The sequence below is a fragment of the Olivibacter sp. CPCC 100613 genome (genome assembly GCF_036959255.1).
GTDB lineage: Bacteria > Bacteroidota > Bacteroidia > Sphingobacteriales > Sphingobacteriaceae > Olivibacter.
Map to the genome: position 1 here is coordinate 77,281 of NZ_JAWMTI010000006.1, position 21,032 is coordinate 98,312.

Annotated in this window: 11 protein-coding genes; 5 read left to right on the plus strand and 6 right to left on the minus strand. The window is 42.7% G+C overall.

The window, feature by feature from the left end; genetic code table 11:
• Nucleotides 1–25: 25 nt before the first annotated feature.
• Genes RYH73_RS18565 through RYH73_RS18580 form a run of 4 tightly spaced genes read left to right on the plus strand, consistent with a single transcriptional unit; the run spans nucleotide 26 to nucleotide 7,841 of the window.
• Nucleotides 26–3,142: a SusC/RagA family TonB-linked outer membrane protein gene (locus RYH73_RS18565; protein WP_335314966.1), complete on the plus strand. Its 3,117-nt coding sequence runs from the start codon at nucleotides 26–28 to the stop codon at nucleotides 3,140–3,142.
• A gap of 10 nt (nucleotides 3,143–3,152) precedes the next feature.
• Nucleotides 3,153–4,709 (plus strand): RagB/SusD family nutrient uptake outer membrane protein, encoded by a 1,557-nt coding sequence (locus RYH73_RS18570; protein WP_335314967.1) that lies wholly within the window; start codon nucleotides 3,153–3,155, stop codon nucleotides 4,707–4,709.
• A gap of 33 nt (nucleotides 4,710–4,742) precedes the next feature.
• Complete coding sequence (locus tag RYH73_RS18575) at nucleotides 4,743–5,852, plus strand: glycoside hydrolase family 43 protein (RefSeq protein WP_335314968.1); 1,110 nt, start codon at nucleotides 4,743–4,745, stop codon at nucleotides 5,850–5,852.
• Nucleotides 5,853–5,861: 9 nt separating this feature from the next.
• Entirely contained in the window at nucleotides 5,862–7,841 is a 1,980-nt protein-coding gene (locus tag RYH73_RS18580) for a sialate O-acetylesterase (RefSeq protein ID WP_335314969.1), read from the plus strand.
• Nucleotides 7,842–7,950: 109 nt separating this feature from the next.
• Here the strand turns inward: RYH73_RS18580 and RYH73_RS18585 are convergent, their stop codons facing one another.
• Entirely contained in the window at nucleotides 7,951–9,066 is a 1,116-nt protein-coding gene (locus RYH73_RS18585; protein WP_335314970.1) for an endo-1,4-beta-xylanase, read from the minus strand.
• Nucleotides 9,067–9,219: 153 nt separating this feature from the next.
• A complete protein-coding gene (locus RYH73_RS18590; RefSeq protein ID WP_335314971.1) occupies nucleotides 9,220–13,377 on the minus strand; it encodes a hybrid sensor histidine kinase/response regulator transcription factor in 4,158 nt (1,385 codons plus the stop codon).
• 301 nt (nucleotides 13,378–13,678) lie between these two features.
• On the opposite strand from RYH73_RS18590, the gene RYH73_RS18595 reads away from it, so the two are divergent.
• The gene (locus RYH73_RS18595) at nucleotides 13,679–14,020 is read left to right on the plus strand and encodes a hypothetical protein (protein WP_335314972.1); all 342 of its coding nucleotides are present in this window, start codon (nucleotides 13,679–13,681) and stop codon (nucleotides 14,018–14,020) included.
• A gap of 154 nt (nucleotides 14,021–14,174) precedes the next feature.
• Here the strand turns inward: RYH73_RS18595 and RYH73_RS18600 are convergent, their stop codons facing one another.
• The 4 genes from RYH73_RS18600 to RYH73_RS18615 all read right to left on the minus strand — a co-directional run bounded on the left by RYH73_RS18600 (nucleotide 14,175) and on the right by RYH73_RS18615 (nucleotide 20,999).
• Nucleotides 14,175–15,011 (minus strand): alpha/beta hydrolase, encoded by an 837-nt coding sequence (locus RYH73_RS18600; RefSeq protein ID WP_335314973.1) that lies wholly within the window; start codon nucleotides 15,009–15,011, stop codon nucleotides 14,175–14,177.
• A 63-nt stretch (nucleotides 15,012–15,074) separates the two neighbouring features.
• Nucleotides 15,075–16,841 carry a glycoside hydrolase family 43 protein gene (locus RYH73_RS18605; RefSeq protein ID WP_335314974.1) on the minus strand — a complete coding sequence of 589 codons (1,767 nt, stop codon included), beginning with the start codon at nucleotides 16,839–16,841 and terminating at the stop codon, nucleotides 15,075–15,077.
• A 47-nt stretch (nucleotides 16,842–16,888) separates the two neighbouring features.
• Nucleotides 16,889–19,435, minus strand: coding sequence for a glycosyl hydrolase 115 family protein (locus tag RYH73_RS18610; protein ID WP_335314975.1), 2,547 nt, complete (start codon nucleotides 19,433–19,435; stop codon nucleotides 16,889–16,891).
• The gene (locus RYH73_RS18615; RefSeq protein WP_335314976.1) at nucleotides 19,419–20,999 is read right to left on the minus strand and encodes a glycoside hydrolase family 43 protein; all 1,581 of its coding nucleotides are present in this window, start codon (nucleotides 20,997–20,999) and stop codon (nucleotides 19,419–19,421) included. Before RYH73_RS18615 ends, RYH73_RS18610 begins: the two co-directional genes overlap by 17 nt.
• Nucleotides 21,000–21,032 lie beyond the last annotated feature (33 nt).

Consider the following 21,032-nt stretch of genomic DNA (forward strand, 5'->3'; position numbering starts at 1 on the left):
ATATTATAAACTAAATTTTACGCAAATGAAGAAACACATGATACAAACAGCGCTTTATACCGTCGCAGTTTACATGCTTAGTATGGGGTTATTTTTCTCCACAGCTGTTGCGGTAGAGCCATCCATCCAAAAAACAATCGTTGGAAAGGTAAGTGATGAAAATGGGCAAGCACTTGCGGGTGTTAGCGTCAAATTGAAGGGAACCAATAGCAGTACAAGCACCGATCAAAATGGATCTTTCAGTATCAGCATTTCGGACGATCAAGCTGTTTTAATGTTTAGCTATGTAGGCTTTTTAGCCCAAGAAGTGTCAATAGACGGAAAAACAAGCCTCGAAGTGGTATTAAAGAGTGACTCACAGGCATTAAGTGAAGTTGTGGTGGTTGGTTACGGTACCCAGCGGCGATCAAGCATTACAGGGGCGGTATCCTCTGTAAGCGCCAAAACGCTCACCGAATTACCAGTAGCCAGCACCGATCAGGCCTTACAGGGGCGAGTTACCGGTTTAACCGTTACTAATAACGGCTCACCCGGAACTTCCCCTATTGTAGCGATAAGGGGTATCAGTTCGATCAGTTTTGCTTCCGACCCACTTTATGTAGTGGATGGTTTTCCCACCGCTATATCAAACATTGATGCCCGGGATATCGAATCAGTTGACGTCCTTAAGGACGCAAGTTCTGCTGCCATATATGGTTCCCGTGCTACCAATGGTGTGGTGATGATTACCACCAAAAAAGGCGCGGCACGCGATCGCATACAGGTAAATTTCGATTCTTATTTCGGCATACAAAGTCCGAGTAAGAAGTTCAACTTATTAAATACTGCACAGTATTTACAATATGAACGGGCACTGAACGGCGCCGATGCGGCACTTCCTCCTCGTTTGGAACCTGAAAATTTTAATCAACCGATCTATGATGGTGCTACACAAACTTTTGCGCAAACGAATACGGATTGGCAGGATGCCTATTTTCGCAATAACCAGCCCCTTCAGCAATACAACCTTTCATTGAACGGTGGAAATGAGCAGTCACATTTCTATACGGGTGCCGGTTATTTCGATCAACAAGGTATTGCCGAAGGTCTCTATTATAAACGACTTAATTATCGGCTTAATTCCGAACACGTGATCAGTAAACTTTTCTCTTTTGGTGAGAATTTTTATGTGAGTCAATCCAAGCAACGTTTTGATGTGCCTGCGGGCAATCGCACACCCATTGTGAATATGATCCGTATGCAACCCTACCTACCGGTTTATAATCCCCACAATCTCGGCGGCTTCATGGGACCTCAAAACAGCTTCGATGCATCCGATCCCGTCAATCCCGTAGAAATAGCCAATCTCGTCGAAAATATCAACAATACCACACGTATCTTGGGAACGGCATATATAAGATTGACGCTTACACCCTGGTTGAAATTTACGTCCACTTATGGCGTAGATCATTCCAACATTGCTATACAAAATTACACCCCTATACATAACGACGGAGGTACCTCCATTGTCAATATCGCTACGATTGAAAACCAACGGCAATTATATACTACGCATCTTTTTACACAACAGCTGAGTTTCGACAAATCTTTCAATAACCATAACCTAGGTGCTACCCTTGTTTACGAAAGCCAGGGCCAACGTTATCGTAACGAAACGGCCAGCGGCAACCAGAGTACCAATCTTGTTAAAACACTTAACGGTGCTACCAACGTCACAGCAAATAGCTTATATGAAACAAACCTAATCCGTTCGATGTTGGCTCGTGTAACCTACGATTATGATGGAAGGTACCTATTCACCGCTTCCATTCGACGCGATGGACTGTCTGTTTTCGCACCGGGAAACAAATATGAAAATTTCCCGGCGGTATCGGCTGGGTGGAAGATAGATCGTGAATCCTTCATGGAGAACACGCCTTGGATTTCCGAATTTAAAGTGCGCGGAGGTTATGGTATCACCGGCATCAACGGCATCTTGCTAGGTAACTATCCTTACTTACAGCCTATTCAACGAAATCAAGCTACTTATGCGTTCAATGGAACCATTGTAAATGGGAATGGATCATTTTATAATGGTTTGAGCAATCCTGATTTAGCCTGGGAGAAAACGAAACAAACCAATATTGGCTTGGATCTTGGCTTTTTGGACAATAGAATCACCTTGGTAGCGGAGTATTTTAAACGAAAAACGGACAACCTGATTCTTACGGTACCCACTCCCACCAGCTTTGGTTTTAATGGCACGGGTACGCTAGCCAATGTGGCTGCCATGCAGAATCAAGGATTTGAGTTTCAATTAGGATACCATAAAACCAGCGGTGATTTCACTTGGAATGTCACCGGCCTGATGAGCATTATCCGTAATAAAGTTTTACGTTTAAGTAGCGAAAACGCATCGATCACAGCCGGCGGGGATGCCGACTTCGGAGGGGGCGGTCCACTCACGAACACCGTTGTAGGCCAGCCCGTCCAATCATTTTACGGCTACATTGTCGACGGCATATTCCAAGATCAAACAGAAATCGATGCTCATGCTACGCAAAATGGGGCAGCACCTGGTGATCTGAAATTTAGGGATTTAGACGGCAATGGTATAATCAATGATGCAGATCGGACCTTTATTGGCAGCTTTATGCCTAAATTCAGCTATTCATTGAACTTTTCGGCTAATTATAAACATGTCGATCTTAGCTTATTTTTTCAAGGTGTGCAAGGCAACGACATCTTCAATGCCACCCGCATCATTCGCGAAGGTATGCCACGACTTTTCAACGCTGATCAATCGGTATTGAACGCTTGGACTCCACAAAACACCAACACCTCCATTCCGCGTGCCGTTAATGGAGATCCTAATCAAAACGTACGACCATCTACCCGTTGGATCGAAGATGGATCTTATTTGCGATTAAAGAATATTATGCTTGGGTACACTGCACCGGAACAATGGATAAAGGGACTCGGTTGGACAAGCATCAGCCAACTTCGGTTTTACGTATCCGCCCAGAATCTGTTCACGGTGACGGACTATACCGGGCTGGATCCGGAAATCGGTTCCAAAAACGGCACGCTAACCAACGGTGTCGACTATGGACAATATCCAAGTCCACGCTCTTTCCAAGTAGGCATTCAGGCATCATTTTAATTATAATCCGATGAAGACGAAAAAACGAATCATACAATTCCTTGCAATTTCAATAGGATTCAGTTTATATGCGTGTAAAAAAGACGCATTGAATACCAATAATGAAAATGTGGTATCAACTGATCAATACTTTAAAACAGCCAATGAGCTACAAGCTGGCACTAACGCCATTTATGCCACCGTAAGAGGCATCAATTTGGTTGCCCGTGAATGGTATTTTCTTCACGACCTACGTAGTGACGACGTCGCTGCCGGAGGAAGTCAACTGGAGGTACCCAGAGCGCAGATACTAAACGGGAACGTCGATCCGACCAATAGCGTGATGAATGCTGTTTGGAACGGACTTTATACGGTTGTTCATAGAGCCAATACCGTTATTGAAAACGGTCCTAATGTAAGCGATGATCCGGCATTACGCGACCGCTGTTTAGCAGAAGCTAAATTTTTACGCGCCTGGGCCTATTTTGAACTGGTATCGAAATGGGGTGCTGTGCCACTATACACTGAAACCGTTAAGTCACCTTCCGATTACCAAGCACGAGCGGAGGTTGGCACCGTGTATCAATTCATTATGCAAGACCTACAAGAGGCTGCGAATATATTACCAGGTAAATCCACTACAGAGAATGGCCGAATAACACATGCGGCAGCTAATGCCTTACTCGGACGCGTGCTGATGCAACAGGGCGATTATACAGGTGCCAAAGAAGCGCTTCTCAAAATTCCAACTGCCGGTGCAGATGGTTATCGTTTAACCGACCGTTATCTAGATAATTTTGAAGAGGAGACTGAATTTAACAGTGAATCAATTTTCGAAGTTATTTATGTCGATAAAGGCGATAATGATTTTAATTGGAGTACTGATGATACGCCAAATGCAGCTCAATCGACCATACGGAACCAAGAGTATAATCCCGTTGCCTGGCGCAACTTAATTCCTTCCAACAAGCTGCTAAATGAATTTGAAAATACAGAAACAGGTGCCGAAAAAACAGATCCGAGATTCTCTTATAGCTTTTATCAAACCGGTGACCGCTACAACAATGGCGCAGATGTACTCACCGATGCAGATCAAAACAACAATTCATCCATTGTAAACGGGGTCCGCAAGAAGGTTAGCTTTCGGAAATTCATGATTATTTACAAGGAAAGTAAAAGCAGAGCTAGTTATCACCCGGGTGGTAATAACCAGCGAATTATCCGCTATGCTGAAGTGCTGATCAATTTAGCAGAGTGCGAAGCAGAACTGGGCAACCTGACTGCAGCTGTGAACTATTTAAATCAAGTGCGCGCCAGAGCAAGTGTTGCAATGCCTCCCTACCCTACCGCTCAATTTCCGGTATCAACGAAGGAAGACATGATCAAAGCCATTATACACGAAAAGTCCGTTGAATTATCAAACGAATCGTTGCGCAATATCGATATTTTACGCTGGCGGTCAAAGGGCTACTTTAGCGTTGAGCCCATCGCTTATTTCCGTCCGGGCAGAGACGAGTTATTGCCCATCCCTCAAGCTGAACTAGACAACAACCCACAAATCAGTGGCAATCAAAACCCAGGTTACTAATATTCGTTTAAACAAAATAAGAAATCAATAAATATGAGAAAAAAGATGTCCGTTTGGCTACTAGCCGTTCCGTTTATCTATGCTTGTTCTGGAAATCATCAACAACAGCAATCACAGAAAATCGACAAAGCAGAACAGAAGAAGCAAAGCTTTCTATCCGCTCCATTGATTCATTCCATTTACACGGCCGACCCATCCGCCCACGTTTTCGATGGTAAAATTTATATTTATCCTTCGCATGATATTGACGCAGGAACGACTGAAAATGATAATGGAGACCACTTTGCCATGCGTGATTATCACGTCTTATCGATGGATAGTATCAGCGGATCGGCAACCGATCATGGTGTTACGCTATCGGTTGAAGATATTCCCTGGGCAAAGCGACAGCTGTGGGCTCCGGACGCTGCTTATAAAGACGGCACCTATTATCTATATTTCCCCGCAAAGGATAAGGAAGATGTTTTCCGGATCGGTGTAGCGAGGGCCACAAAGCCAACAGGTCCTTTCAAAGCTTTCAAAGAACCGATCGCAGGAAGTTATAGTATCGATCCAGCGGTATTTGTAGACGATGACGGCACCGCCTATATGTATTTTGGCGGTATTTGGGGAGGACAACTGCAGCGTTGGGAAACCGGCACCTACCAAGCAAATGGTTCGCTCACCGACTTAAAGCAGGATGATGCACCCGCTATTAGCTGCCGCGTGGCCAAACTGAAAGCAAATATGATTGAATTTGATGGACCCGTGGAGAAAGCCATGCTTATCGACAGTGCCGGGAAGCCTATTTTAGGAGGCGATCATGATCGACGTTTCTTCGAAGGTGCCTGGATGCATAAATATAAAGACCGATATTACTTCACTTATTCTACCGGCGACACCCATTTTTTAGCCTATGCGATAGGCGATTCTCCCATGGGCCCTTTTACTTATGCCGGTCATTTTATGAAGCCTGTTCAAGGTTGGACGACGCACCACTCCATTATAGAATTCAAAGGAAAATGGTATATATTTTATCATGACACGGAGTTGTCGGGAAAAACACATTTACGGAATATAAAAGTAACGGAGCTTACCCACAATCCAGACGGAACATTGGGAATGATCGATCCGTTTGAAACCAATACAGCCCTGAATCAATAAAACCATATCGTGAATCACATCTTAATACATGACACTGCGCACAACCGCCATATATCAAGCAAATACCGGCGCCTCTTAAGCTTATTTAGCTTCTTAACCATTATATCATTAACATCACAGGCGACGATTAAACTACCGAGGCTCATTGCGAATGACATGGTGCTTCAGCGCGGCCGGCCGATTCATCTCTGGGGCTGGGCAAAACCTGGAGAATTGATAACAATAAACTTCCAAGGGCATCAACGCACAACAAAAGCCAACTCGATAGGTGACTGGCAGGTCCACCTACCTGCTATGCCGGCAGGTGGACCTTATGACATGGTTATTCAGGGAGAGAATACGATCCAATTGAACAACATCTTATTGGGCGACGTATGGTTCTGTTCCGGCCAGTCGAATATGGAACTACCGATTTCACGGGTAGCACCAAAATATCAGCAGGAAATCGATACGGCCAGGTCATTTACTATTCGCCAGTTCAAAGTGCCTTTAGACTATGATTTTAATAGTACCGCAACTGACGTCGCTTCAGGGAGCTGGAAATCAGTTACGCCGGATGAAGTGCTTAATTTCTCAGCTGTTGGCTACTTCTTTGCTAAACATTTGCAAGAAAAGCTACAAGTTCCCATTGGTATCATCCACTGTGCTGTGGGAGGCTCTCCGATTGAGGCTTGGTTATCGGAAGAGACTATACAGAAATACCCTGATTTATTAGCCAAAACACACCTGTATAAAGACAGTTTAGTAGTTGATAGCATAAAAAAAATCGATCAACGAAAAACCGAAATTTGGCATGCAACTTTGGATGCAAAAGATAAAGGATTGACGGAAATTCCAAAATGGTATGAAAGTCCCTATAGGTTTCAAACAGATCAAGTTATTCAAATACCGGGGAGATGGAATGAGTGTGGAAGCGTTTGGTTAAAAAAAGATTTTAACGTACCATCTTCTCTTCTTAGGAAAGAAGCAATGCTGCACTTAGGAAGAATTATAGATAGCGACCAAGCTTATATCAATGGTATTTTAGTTGGCTCTACCGGATATCAATACCCACCGCGGCGCTATAAGATCCCGCCCGGGCTTTTAAAGCCGGGAAAAAACACCTTGGTGGTTCGTGTAGTAACTCAAAGCAAGCATGGTGAATTTATACCGGATAAAGATTATGCGCTAACAACCTATTCTGACACCATCAGCCTAAAAGGAGACTGGAGCTTTCAAGTCGGTGCCCTTACACAAGCCTTCCCAACCGATCTTGTAACCTTTCAATACCAACCAACCGGGCTATCTAATGCAATGGCAGCCCCTCTTTTTCCGTATAGCATCAAAGGCATATTATGGTACCAGGGTGAATCGAATATCGCAACTTATCAACGTTATACTGCTTTGCTTAGGGATTTAATCAATGAGTGGAGAAAAAAATGGAACGATCAGAACTTGCCTTTTCTATATGTGCAACTACCAAACTATAATCCCAAACAGCAACAACCGACAGAGAGCGCTTGGGCAAATTTACGCGAAGCGCAACGACTTGGCTTAAAAACTGCTCATACCAACATGGCTGTGGCCATTGATTTGGGGGAATGGAATGATATACATCCTTTGGATAAAAAAAATGTAGCCAAGCGACTGGCCTTATTGGCTCTGAAAGATGTATACCACCAGAAAGGGATTGTGGCTTCTGGTCCCGTACTGAAATCATGGAAAGTAAAGGGCAATCGGGTCGAACTTCTATTTGATAATCAAGGAGCGAGCTTGGATGTGCGACTTGAAAACAATTTATCAGGTTTTACATTAGCCGGTAAAGATGGTAAATTTGTTTGGGCGAACACTGAAATACAAGGAAACACGCTTATCCTTACAGCTCCTGATATTGAGCGACCGACAAAAGTACAATACGCCTGGGCGGACAATCCCATAGCAGGGCTTTACAATACTGCTGGTTTACCTGCTTCGCCATTTGAGATCGATTTAAGTAAACAAGCTCCTTGACAGGGTTTAGCCATTTCTATCACAATGAAGGTATACAATGAATACAATTGATCCTTGACGATAGCTTCGCATACGGTTTAAATGCGTATGATAAATATCGATTTACAAATTAGTTTTTGAAATCAACGACTTTATAGTAAGCTTTTTTACGTTCAAGATTGCGATCAAATAGCAAGGGATAATTCTTCCTACCCTGTACAGGATAATGATCTAACCACGAATAACGGTCCGATAAATTCCAGAAGGTCACACTCGTGATATGACTTTTATATTTTCTAAAAACGGAAAAGATCATTTCATACTGTGCTATTTGCTTTTCTTCAAGTGCTGGGGTTAAAGCATCGATCTCACCCGGGCGTTTCCTTCTTCTTTCTTTTTCCCAAGGATACACAGATACGTCCAGTTCAGTAAAATGTAGCTGCAAACCAAGCGAAGCGTAACGTTCAATGGCTTGTTCTAGATCAGAAGTTGAAGGCTCGAAAATTGACCAATGTCCCTGTAACCCTATCCCATGAATAGGGACACCGTCATCCACTAGTTTTTTCACCAAACGGTATATCCTTTCTCTCTTCTCCGGACGTTCGCTGTTATAATCGTTATAAAATAGGAGGGCATTCGGATCAACTTCATGCGCATACTCAAAAGCCTTCGCCAGTATCTCTTCACCGGCAATCTCCAACCACTTAGATTGGCGCAGAAACTGCTTCGGATTGTCATCGATCGCTTCATTCAGCACATCCCAAGCATAAACTTTCCCTTTGTAACGCCCAACCACCGTCGTAATATGGTCTTTCAATCTTTTTAACAATGTATCTTTAGAAACCAACGCTCCTTGATCATCAAGAAAAAACCAATCGGGAACTTGTTCATGCCAAAGCAGCGTATGGCCTCTAACACGCAACCGATTTTTCTGTGCAAAGGCAACGATACTATCCGCAAGGGCCCAGTTATACACGTGTTCTTGGGGGTGTATGACTTCCATTTTCATGGCATTCTCCAGTGTAACACTATTAAACTCTTTTTGTAATAAATGCGCCTCTTTTCCGGCAAGCGAATGTCCATTAACTGCTACACCTATGGGGAAAAAATTCTTATAGTAATCCTTTAATCCCTTCGTTTCATCTTGTGCTCTCAGTGACTGCATACCTAGTAGGATGAAGAATAAATAAATAGAGATTGTACGAGATGAAGAGATGGTATTCGTTTTTAATTTCTGATATAACATATTGGCTATAATAAGTCTGGTTACGAATATATTGTTAATAAGTACTTATCAAAAGTATCCGTTTACTGAATGATTACGCCGATGTTAATTGAGAAAAAAAAGATAAAAATGTTTAAATCTAGCTAAAATTTCAATTTCTTCCCTATACTTCCCTCACTCTACGAAGATCTCCCTGTTCTTGGAAACTGATTGCATAAACTCAGAAGGGGTTAACTGGTATTTCGCTTTAAAGACTTTAGTGAAATAATTAGGATTGGCAAAGCCGGTCTCATAAGCCACCTCAGCCACATTCATATCGCTCTTCTCCAGTAAATAGGCTGCTCGTTCTAATTTCGCGGTCCGTATAAATTCAACTGGCGTCATACCGGTAAATTCCAATAGGCGGTTATAAAGTGATGCCCTACTAATAAACAGGTGTGCACTTACACTTTCGACTGACAATTGGCTATTGCCCATATTTTCGTGTATATAAGCGACAACTTTCTGTAAAAACTTTTCTCGTTCAGAAACGACTTCATCTTCGGGTACGGTAACACTTATCTGCCTTGAATAAGTGTCTTTAAACGCTTGGTTTAAAGACAATAAATTAGCGATCTTCGTCTGCAAGACGGCAAAGTCAAAAGGCTTAGTCATATAATCCGTTGCTCCTGATTCCAAACCAAGCAAGAGCCCTTTTTCTTCATTCGATGCGGTCAGCAAAATAACCGGAATATGCTTCGTTCGTTTATCCGACTTCAATTTCCGCACCAAATCCAGTCCATTCATCACCGGCATTTGAATATCACAAACAATGATATCCGGGTGATGAAAAAGGGCCCGTTGCCATCCCTCCTTTCCATCGGTAGCTTCAAATACCCGATAGAAAGATTTTAAGTTATCTTTGATATAAAAGCGAAAATCATCGTCATCCTCTATAATAAGAACGGAAGCATGCGGAGCAACCAACTCATGTTCCATTGGCACCTTATCGTATAGCCTGGTCAGCGTTGTTTCGTGTGCCACCGGCATTGTTCCGTCTAATGAAGACGTTGCCCGTTTAAGCTTCACATCAAAAGAAAAAACACTTCCTTTACCGGGTTCGCTTATTACTTGTAATTTACCATCATGCATATTTACAAAGGTGCGAGCAATGGATAAGCCGATACCTGTCCCCTGGTTCAGTATCGCTACTCCTGTGTCATATTGAAAGAAACTATCAAATATTCGCTGTTGGGCTTTCTTCGGAATACCAATGCCCGAGTCTTTTACCGCAATATGCAAGGAAATAAACTCATCACTCGTATCATGCTGTACCTCCTCCAAGTTTACGGATATTGCTCCACCCTCCGGGGTAAATTTGAACGCATTGGATAAGAGATTGAACAAGATCCGTTCGATCTTATCGTGGTCGAACCATACGGATGCGGTTGATAAGGAGGTATAAAATGCATAATCGATTTTTTTTCGGTTTGCGAGATCGTTAAAGGAATCACTGACTTCTTCAATAAAGAAAACAAAATTACCCGGCGTACACTGCAGACGTAATTCCTTCTCCTCCATTTTTCTAAAATCAAGCAGTTGATTCACTAGGTTCAGTAATCGACGGGTATTTCGCTTAATCAAATTCAGCTGGCTGGATTGCCCTGGTTCCCGTGCCTGTTCTATCAAATTATCAACTGGGCCCATAATGAGCGAAATCGGCGTACGAAATTCGTGACTCAGATTTGTGAGGAATTTGATTTTCATCCGATCCAATTGATGTAAATGCTCGGCTTCTTTCCGTTCTTGCTCTAAAAGCTGTTTCGCATGCAGTCGCTCTTGTTCCAATGCAAACTTTGTTTCGAGTTTCTTTATACCGCGATGACGTATATACAATAAAACACCTCCTATTAGCAGTGTGTATACGATATAGGCATAGATGGTACGCCAAAAGGGAGGGGCCACCACAATCCGTATCTTTCTACCTTCGTAATTCCAAATGCCATCGTTATTACTTGCTTGTACATGGAATATATACTCGCCCGGATCCAAATTCGTATAATAGGCACGATGTTCCCTCTCTGCTGCAATCCAATTTTTGTCAAATCCCTCCAGTTTGTACCGATATCGATTCTCTTCGGGCACCGTAAAATTCAATGCTTCAAAAGAGATCGAAAAGTTTTGTTTATAGGCCAATCGTATCTCGTCAGCCATCAATAGCGAAATGCCAATTGGGCCTTCTTTTGCAGGTGAAATCTGCTGATTATCGATTTTCAGATCCGTTAAAATCACTGGCGGCACGTTTTTATTTATCTTTAATTGTGCCGGATTAAAATGGTTGAAGCCCTTTTGTCCACCGAAGAAAATTTCGCCGTCGCTAAGACACAAACCCGACCCCAACATGAAGGCACCTGTCTGCAAACCGGCATGATAAGAATAATTTTTAAAACTATTTTCTTTAACATCATACGAACTTAATCCTTTATTGGTACTGAACCACAACTTGCCGGAATTATCCTCAAGAATTTTCTGAACCACTCCGTTGATCAAACCATCATTTTCTGATAGGGTGATAAACTTTTCGCTTCCTTTTTTTAGATATCCTACTCCATTGCCTCCCGTGCCAACCCAAATATTCCCTGCTCGATCTTCCTTAATGGTTAACACGTAATTACTGGGCAACCCACTATTGCCTTTATTGTAAAATGAAAACCTGTTATTTTCAGGATGATAGATAGAGATCCCGGACCCAAAGGTACCGATCCAAATGCGACCGTCTTGATCCTCTTCAATGGACCGGATGTAATTACTCGCAGGTTGTTTCGGGTCATCTTCGCGTATCGCTGTATGGACAAATTTATCTATACGATCGCTGTCGACATACAGCAAATTAACCCCTCCACCATTTGTTCCAATCCAAAGGTTGCCCTTTCTGTCTTCTTTCAGACAAAAAATATCGGCATGGTTTAAATGCTTCTCCCCCTTGCCCTTTATATATTGCTTGCTACGTTTGCTTTTAGGATCGTATAAAAACAGGCCATCCATATAAGTTCCCAACCACAAGCGATTGTTATGTCCCATTTCCATAGCCAAGACGCTCAAGTCATGTTCGCAATCACGTTTTAGCTTAGGTATCTCCATATGTTTCAACAAATTCGAGGAACGATCATATAGATGTATCCCCCCTCCATCGGTACCGACAAATACCTTCTGGTCATATTCCGCAAAAGCCGTTACAATCGACGAATGCAGCCCATAAGGGTCGAAAATATTCCCCTCCTTCAAATTAAATTGACTCAGGTTTTTGTCATATTTATTGAGCCCGCCCTGATAAGTACCTACCCAGTAAATCCCTGCACTATCAATAAAAATAGAACGGATCGATCGGCTGCTTAAACTCTGCATATTTCGTTTATCCGGTTTAAAACTATGGATTTTGAGAGCGGACACATCCAATACATCTAAACCTTCGTCGGTACCTATCCAAAGCCCGTTGACACCATCGGGGGTCAAAGCATATACTTTATCACTACTGATTTTTAATGCCGCTGAGGTTGAATGATAGTTTACGAATGTCCATTTCTCCTTTTCCAACATACTGAGCCCCCCCATTGTTCCCACCCAAAGATGCCCCACCCCATCCTCTGCGATGGAGGTTACATAATCGTCTGCCAGGCTCCGCTTGTCGGAATCCCGATGTTTAAATGTACCCAATAATTTGAGCTTATGGTCATAAACATACAGACCGCTATCTGTACCGATCCACATTTGTTGTTTTTTATCTCTAAAAACAACAAATGTATTCTTTCCGGAAAAAGTGCGCATCAATTTAACATAGCCGTCATGATCAACGAGGCGCTTCGTATGGGGATTAAAGATATATAAAGCACCATAGGAAGCGACCCAAATATTTCCTCGGCTATCATCCCCGATGCTCGTAATAGCCGTACTGAATTTTTTTCGGAGCGGTTGTCCCCTGTAATTAATGATGGCATCTTTATGACGATCATAAAAACTCAAGGCACCCCCATTAGTTCCGATCCAAAGACATCCATCTTTACCTTCGTACAAAGCGGTAATGTGGTTTGCCCGGAGACTTCCATTTTGTTGGGGATTGTGCCGATATACCTTAAAATTCGTTCCATCAAACCGGTTGAGGCCATCTTCGGTAGCCAACCATAACAAACCAAAGCGGTCCTTCCAAATACCAAACACCGTATTGGAGGAAAGACCATCTTTTGTAGAATAGCTATTAAAACCAGTAGGTAACTCGAGCCCATGTATAACGCAAGCAAAAAAACATAGACAAAAAGTGACCAATATAGCGTAACGACAAGTATTGCTTCGCATCATAACAGGCTCCTTTCAGAAAAACTGATTAATTAGTTAGTTGATGCCAAAATAAGAAATTAGAACTATATTTTCATATAAAAATACTCAATAAACGTTTTAGCGACACTAAAAAATAAATATTTCATTATTAACATGTTACAAACACAACCAACGTTGGCAATTTTAACACTCATTTACAAGAAATAAGTACTATAATTTATTGATAGGACCATCGGCTTTTTGCTTTAAAACAAAGGTTTTGCTTTAATAATACAGGAGAAGGTGTCTATATTAAAGGAACCTTCTTCTTAATCAACTTTTCTTGATAAAAGTTGAGCAAAATCAAGGCGATCCAGTTCTCACTAAAAATTCGGTTTCCATCCCTCTGTTCTGCGGAGCCGCCCCCATTCACAGTTCCTTCCCTTCGCTTTTTCGCATAACACTTTGGCCTGCCCTGCTAACCGAATTTTCTTTACGCTCATCCTGGAAGGCCGTTGTGCCCTGCGTTATAGCCCCTTTGCAAAACCGTTCCGAAGGATGTCAATGGCCTAGTCTATTGAGGCAGCAACTGGCAGTCAAAGATGGCCTGCCCAGTTACCAAGCGAAGCATCCGAAAATCAGTGAATCGACGAACGAAGGGCATGGCCATTGCGCAAGAGGGTGACTCCGATTCACGGATGGACATCTGACCACGGGTTGCAACGGAATAGACAAGCCAAGCACCTTGCCCCACTTGGGTGCTTCCAAGTGGGATGTATAAAATAAAGGTTCGATAATCATTCTATTAAAACGCAACAACTTTTTGCGAGACACAATGGTCATTTAAATAATTTTTGGCTGAACCAGTACAGGTCGTTCTTCCATACTTTAAAATCGTGTCCACCGGATTCAACGTAATAAATATGGGGCACTTGGTGTTTTTCCAAATAATCATGCAGTCGGCTGCTAAAGGTGATTAAGCGATCTTCATCTCCACATGAAATCCATAGAAGCTTAAGCTTGCTTTTAGCGTAAGCGGCGTCAGGAACAAGTTCTTCGGGCATTTTAGTATTAGGGGCCGACGAGAAACCACCTATCCAAGCAAAGCTCTCAAGATGACCGAGGCCGAAATTTAATGACTGTCCCCCTCCCATTGAAAGCCCCGCCAATGCACGATGTTCCTGATCAGTATACACCGGATAATTTTGCTCGATAAAAGGTATCAAGTCCTGGAGCAGCTCTTGTTCAAATCGAGCAAAGGCTTGTACTTTTACACTGTCGAAAACATTGCCAACAGCACGATCATCCTCCATTGCACGGCCATTCGGGAGTACAACCAACATTGGTTCTATTTTCCCTTCTGCATATAGATTATCCAAGATGATATGCGGTTGCCCATTAATAAACCATTCTTTTTCATCTCCTCCAATGCCATGCAAAAGATATAAAACCGGATACTTTTTCTTGACGGAAAAGCCAGGCGGTGTATAGATGAGTGCCTTACGATCTTTCCCTACTACAGTAGATGGATAAGATATCGTATCAATTTTACCCTGTGGAATATTGTTCTGCAGTTTATCGAAGCCCACTGGTGCAGCTCCAAGCTTATCCTGTGCTAAACAACTGCATGTCAATGCAATTAGTCCAATTAAAAGAGCACAACCTGTTGTTTTCATCCAATTATTTTCTTTTATTTATTTTTTTACTCGCTTTTATAAGCACCATGCTGCCTTCGGCGTTTAATCGCTTTTTGGGCTTATATCATTTGCCTTGGTAGCATATAGTCCAATAAGTGCACCGGTAAAGCCACCGGCTACATCCGTTGACAGGATATCTCCCGAAACAGTCCCACCCAGGTTTTTAAAATTCTTTCCGTCAAAAGCATAGTTGAATTGGTAACGATCCCCTTCGGCCGAAACCTGCAATTCAATGGCTTTGCCTTCCTCAATTGGTTCACTCGCGATAAGTTCAGATTGACCATTCTGCGTGCGTTGTAAAACAAGGTAATGCTGTTGCTGTTTTTTGGTAATACCGAAGACATAATGAAACGTCTCCTTTTGTAAGCAAACAATCCCTGCAAGTTCTTTTTCGGATGTCGGTTGATAGGACATACGGACTGTTGCAGAAAAATTTTTATGTTGTTGTCTATAAAACAGGGTCGAGGTGGGCTTCACTTCGTTCATGTTAACTTCGAAAGGTTTTATTCGTAGTCCTTCTCGACCGATTTGGATGAAGTTTTCTCGAGGGCCTCTTACACCGATCCATCGCAAATCCAAGGTCTTTCCCTTAAAATCATCATTAAACACAAAGTTTCCATTGGGCAGAAAGCCATTTTTTCCGGTCTTGTTTATCACACCTGATGGCACTTTCAATTTCACAGGCATTGGCTCTAGCCCCCCCTCAAACACGGGGAACTCACCGGACCAATCAACGGGCAATAAGAAGGTCTCCCTACCGGTGTTCACACGGTTTGCCTCATTAGGTCTAACACCTAAAAAAACACCGTAATATTTCCCATCGGGACCTTCCACCAAATCGGCATGGCCTGCCCAATCCACCTTATTTTCTCTATCCTTTGGCAAATGCCGTTGACTCAGAATCGGATTTTTAGGTGCTGGTTTGAAAGGTCCTTTAGGGTTTTCGCTAACAAAAACAACTTCACTATGTTGATCCCCCGTACCACCTTCTGCACACATCAAATAATACCGCCCATTTCTTTTATAGAGATGCGGGCCTTCTATCCAGATAGGCTTCTTACTGATATCGACGCCACCGTCAACAATCACCCTATCTGAACCTGGTATGATCTGATCACGCTCCAAATCGTAATCCCATATTTTTATAACTCGATGACCATTATATTGCTCCTTGCCCTTCTCGGGTGCATCGTTATGCACAACGTAAGCTTTTCCGTTGTCGTCAAAAAACAGCGCTGGATCAATTCCTTCAAAATCAAGTTTAATCGGGTCGCTCCATCCCTTCAGTGGATCTTTCGTTTTTACCACCATGTTCCCTATCCCCCCCGCAAACTGAGTTGTGATCATATAAAAGGTCTCGTTATGAGGATTGTAGCTAATATCCGGTGCATATATTCCCTCGCTCATACCCGCATTTGTTACCTTCAGCTGCGAAGGTCTATCAAGCACATGACCGATTTGTTTCCAGTTTACCAAATCATTGGAATGAAAAATAGGAACCCCCGGAAAGAACGCGAAAGACGAGTTTACCAAGTAATAATCATTGCCGCGGCGGGTAATGCTTGGATCGGGATAACAACCCTGCAATATCGGCGTATAGAACTCATTAGTGTTTAACGGATTTTTTTTATAGACCTCATCCTTTCCCTCATATTTAAAATAGGTAAAAAGCGGAGTGGAATTCAATCGATTCTCGGCATTATTGTTTATCTGCGCTCGCGAAGGCCATGGAAAAAACGCAAAAAATACAAGTAAAAAAACAGGACCGATCGGAAAGCGCAACGACTTACTTTTAGTTTTCTTCATCATATAAATTCTATTATTGTTTTTTGTCTTCTGTCTGTATGATCGTATTCTCATCTTCGTTTGTATTCACTTTGTGGAGGGCCTAAATACGAAGGTTTCAATCCACCCATATCCAATAGAATCTTCTGAAACACAATACCTGGATCCAATGGGCGGATGCGAAGCGTATGAAGTCCGGGCTTTTCAATGAGGTGTGTAGTAGCGGTTTCTATAATCCGCTTCGCCTGCCACTCCCCCAGCTCCCCTCTATAATGTCCATTGATATTCACTTCTTGCTCCGCTCCTCCGTCGATTGACACTGCGTAACGCAAGCCTTTATTCGCATTGAAATTTAAGCTTGGCGAGGTTAATATCACCAATTTCACTTCGCCCGTCGTCCGGAGATCTACCTTATACTCGAGATATACCTGCTCATCCGGAGTTTTTGTCACAGGAGAAGTTGTCACGCCAGAAAGTGTTTTTCCGAGATCAGGTATGACCGTCCACGAAACGCCACCACCGCCACTACTAGCATCATAATTTTCAGCCTCCATTGATACATAACCCTCGACTTCCATGAAAATTTTGGGCATCGGCTTCATGGTAGGCAAATAGCTTACATGAGGCATGGTACTTTTGCGTGGTTCCTGCCAGATCTTATAGCCAATCCGTACCTGATCCATCATATGTGACCATTTCCCATTTGCTATATCTTTATTATAATGTACGGTTAATATCGAATCGCGTTCAAAACAGGCTTTTACCTTATCAGCCCAATAGTTAGCCTGTTCGTCATTCTTACTGGCAAAATATTTATTTTTGGCTACAGCATAGTACATTTCATATAAATTGGAACAGGCATTGATCGGAAAAAGCACCAATTCATCAAAGGCATCCCTATATTGTTGGGGCAATATATAGTAAAGCCTCATGGCATCAATCAATAAATTGCGATAGTCCATAACCACCTGTTCAAACTCACCATAATGCTGCAAACTATAAGTATTTTCGTCTAACAACTCGGGTGTAACACGATGATTATATTTCGTATAGGTATTAATCAAACGGGCCGATTCTTTTGCATATTGTTCGCCGAACTGCTGTGCGCACCAAGCTTCGGTATGTTGTAATAAATTGGATGCTTTAAACTGATCGGGGTTCCATGCCATATCCAGAAAGAATGAAATCGGATATTCCATCGGTTTTAAATCACCCACATTTACAATCCATATCTGATCTACACCATATTGATAGGCTAGGTTCATCTGCTCCCAGACCCGCTGCACCTGGCTTACATTAATCCATTTGGAATTTCTAGGACCCCCTACGTAATCGAAATGGTAATAAATTCCATAGCCTCCACTTCTTTTTTTCGCAGTAAGGTCGGGTAGTTTACGTATATTTCCCCAATTATCGTCGCAAAGTAACAGGGTTACATCATCAGGTACACGCATTCCCCTATCATAATAATCCTGCACTTCCTTATAGAGTGCCCATAGTTGCGGTGTTTCTTTTGCTGCTTTGCCTGTCTCCTTTCCAATAATTTTTCGTTGATCGTTCACAATTCGCTCCAATAGCTGAATGTTGTTCTCCTCGCTCATAGGCTCGTCTCCATCACCACGCATGCCAATCGTAACGAGGCTTTCTCTTGCTCCCATCCTACGGATACCATCTCGCCAAAAATTCCGAAGGTTTTCCTCATTTTTCTGATAGTCCCACGGTCCTTCACCATAACGTCGCCATTCATCATGGGCCCTAGTCAGCGGTTCATGATGTGATGTACCCATAACCACTCCCATCCTATCGGCCCAAATTGCATTTTCGGGATCATCATCATAGAAAGCGCTTCCCCACATAGCCGGCCAGAGGTAATTACCTTTTAGGCGCAGAATAAGCTCAAAAACATGCTTATAAAATTCATGGTTAAAGCCCCCAAACTTTTCTTTGGCCCAACCAGATAATGCGGGTGCTTCGTCGTTCAGAAAAATGCCTCGATACTTTACTTTCGGCCGGCTGATTGCCCTGATCGAACGGGCATAGACAGCGGGATGCCGCTGTATGGGAACGTCTGCCCACCAATACCAAGGGGAGACACCCATCTGTTTAGATAGCTCATAAATACCATAAATTGTTCCACGCCGATCACTCCCCACGATAAGTAAGGCTTTTTCAACACCTGGTAACGGGTTGTCTATCGTTTGCGTTAACGATGCTTCCCACTGCCCATGGATTGCAGATACATCGATCTTTTTCTGTTTTACTAATTGATCGATCAATGGATTCTGACCCAAGGTTCCTATTAAGAGCAATGTTTTACTTCCTTTCGGCACTTGATTATGTGCTGCTGTAGGCTTAACACCCGTTACCTTTTCAAAATCTTGTCGCAGCTGATCTATTGCCCAAACAACAGCCTCCGCTTCATTTTCTCCCCGCACAATAGGAATTGTATTAGCACCTTCCACCAGAGGCAGATAACCCGGTTGCTCCGCAAAATCAACGTATACCGGTACATCAGTGGTCGCAGCCATCACAAGTGGGTTCATCTGTAACATCAAACCCATTAGCACCAAAAATCGAAAGATAGATCGAACTGTTGTCAGGTTATTTATCTTCATCATTTATGGTTTTGTAATCAAAAAAATCAACATCCACATATCCTCCTGCATTTTTAGTTGCGTAATTAAATAATCCAAATCGATACCCCATAAAGTGAGGTAAGGTATATGTCATTTTCAATGGTGTTCCAATGGAAATCCATTTTTTCCCATCTAGACTAAAAAAGAAATTGGCAACATCCTTCTTATCCCTAAAATCGCATGCAGCTTTCAGATATACGCGCTGCTGATTTAATGGAACTTTTGCAAGCTCTTTAGGACTATCACTTGAAGCATTAATCATGACCAAATACTTTTGATTACCCGCCGATCGGACACCGAGTATGCCATATTTTTTTTGCAAAAGAGACAACCCTGCAAAATCACCATCTTTCATTTCGGCCACTTCTAGGGCAATAGTGCCACTACAAGTAGGACCTATTGTACGTTGCGTTAATGTATTTCTTGCTTGTAGGAAGTTGGTATCAATGCGGCCGGTTTTCAACCGCAGATATCCTTTACGCTCAGTTACCGACCAAAGGCTATCCACTGGATTATGATTCCACTGCCATACCGGCGGCAAGTTTGGCTCCCCTTTTTTGCGGCTGAAATCATCCGAATTAACGATGCCTGGAACCAAGCCTTTACTTGGAGGTAGATTTAGCGCCTCGGGCACCTTACCATCAATGCCCAAAACTGGCCAACCATCCTTCCATTGAACCGGTACCAAAAACGGAATACGACCAACCGCACCATAATCTTGGAACAGATAAGCGTACCATTCGCCATTAGGTCGATCAATCAAGCCTCCTTGTGCTACCCCTTTATCCTGCAACATCACCCGTCCTTCATAAGGTCCTTTCAATTGATCAGCACGATGGACAATGACGGTACGCATGCCCCCTGGAGGCCAAGAAATGTTGAACAAGTAATACTTACCATTTACTTTAAACAGTTGTGAACCTTCTGCCGGTAGTCCACCTTGGGTACCACTAGGTGTGCTGGGTAAAGTTGCATTATCGATCAACACCTGTTGGGTTTCTGGTTTTATACCGGAAAAGTCTGGCAATAACTCCACGATATGCAGTTGCCCGCTGCCCCAAATCATATATGCTTTATCGTTCTCAAAAAAAAGTGTATGATCGTGCATGCTCGGCTTGAACTCTTTTATTTCCCAAGGACCTTTTTCTATATCCTTCGTCATATAGATATAGGTTTTGCCCGTAGTCTGTGCAAATGTACTTACATAATACGTCCCCTTGTGATATCGAAGGCTACTGGCCCAAGAGCCTTTCCCATAGCTATTTTTACCATTACTCAAATTGAGTTCATCCATATCGGCCAAAGCCTGATGCGTGTAACCAATTAGTTCCCAGTTGACCAGATCTTTGGACTTCATTAAAGGTAAGCCCGGATTCATATGCATCGTCGTACTACTCATATAATAGGTATCTCCAACACGGATCATCGACATATCCGGCACATCTGAAAAAATAACAGGATTTTGTGCTTTTCGATTTTGGGCTATACTATTTAAGGGAATCAATATCATCAGTAACGCCCCACTTAAAATTAAGAATCTTTTCATCGTTTGTTTTAATTGACAACCACCATAATATGC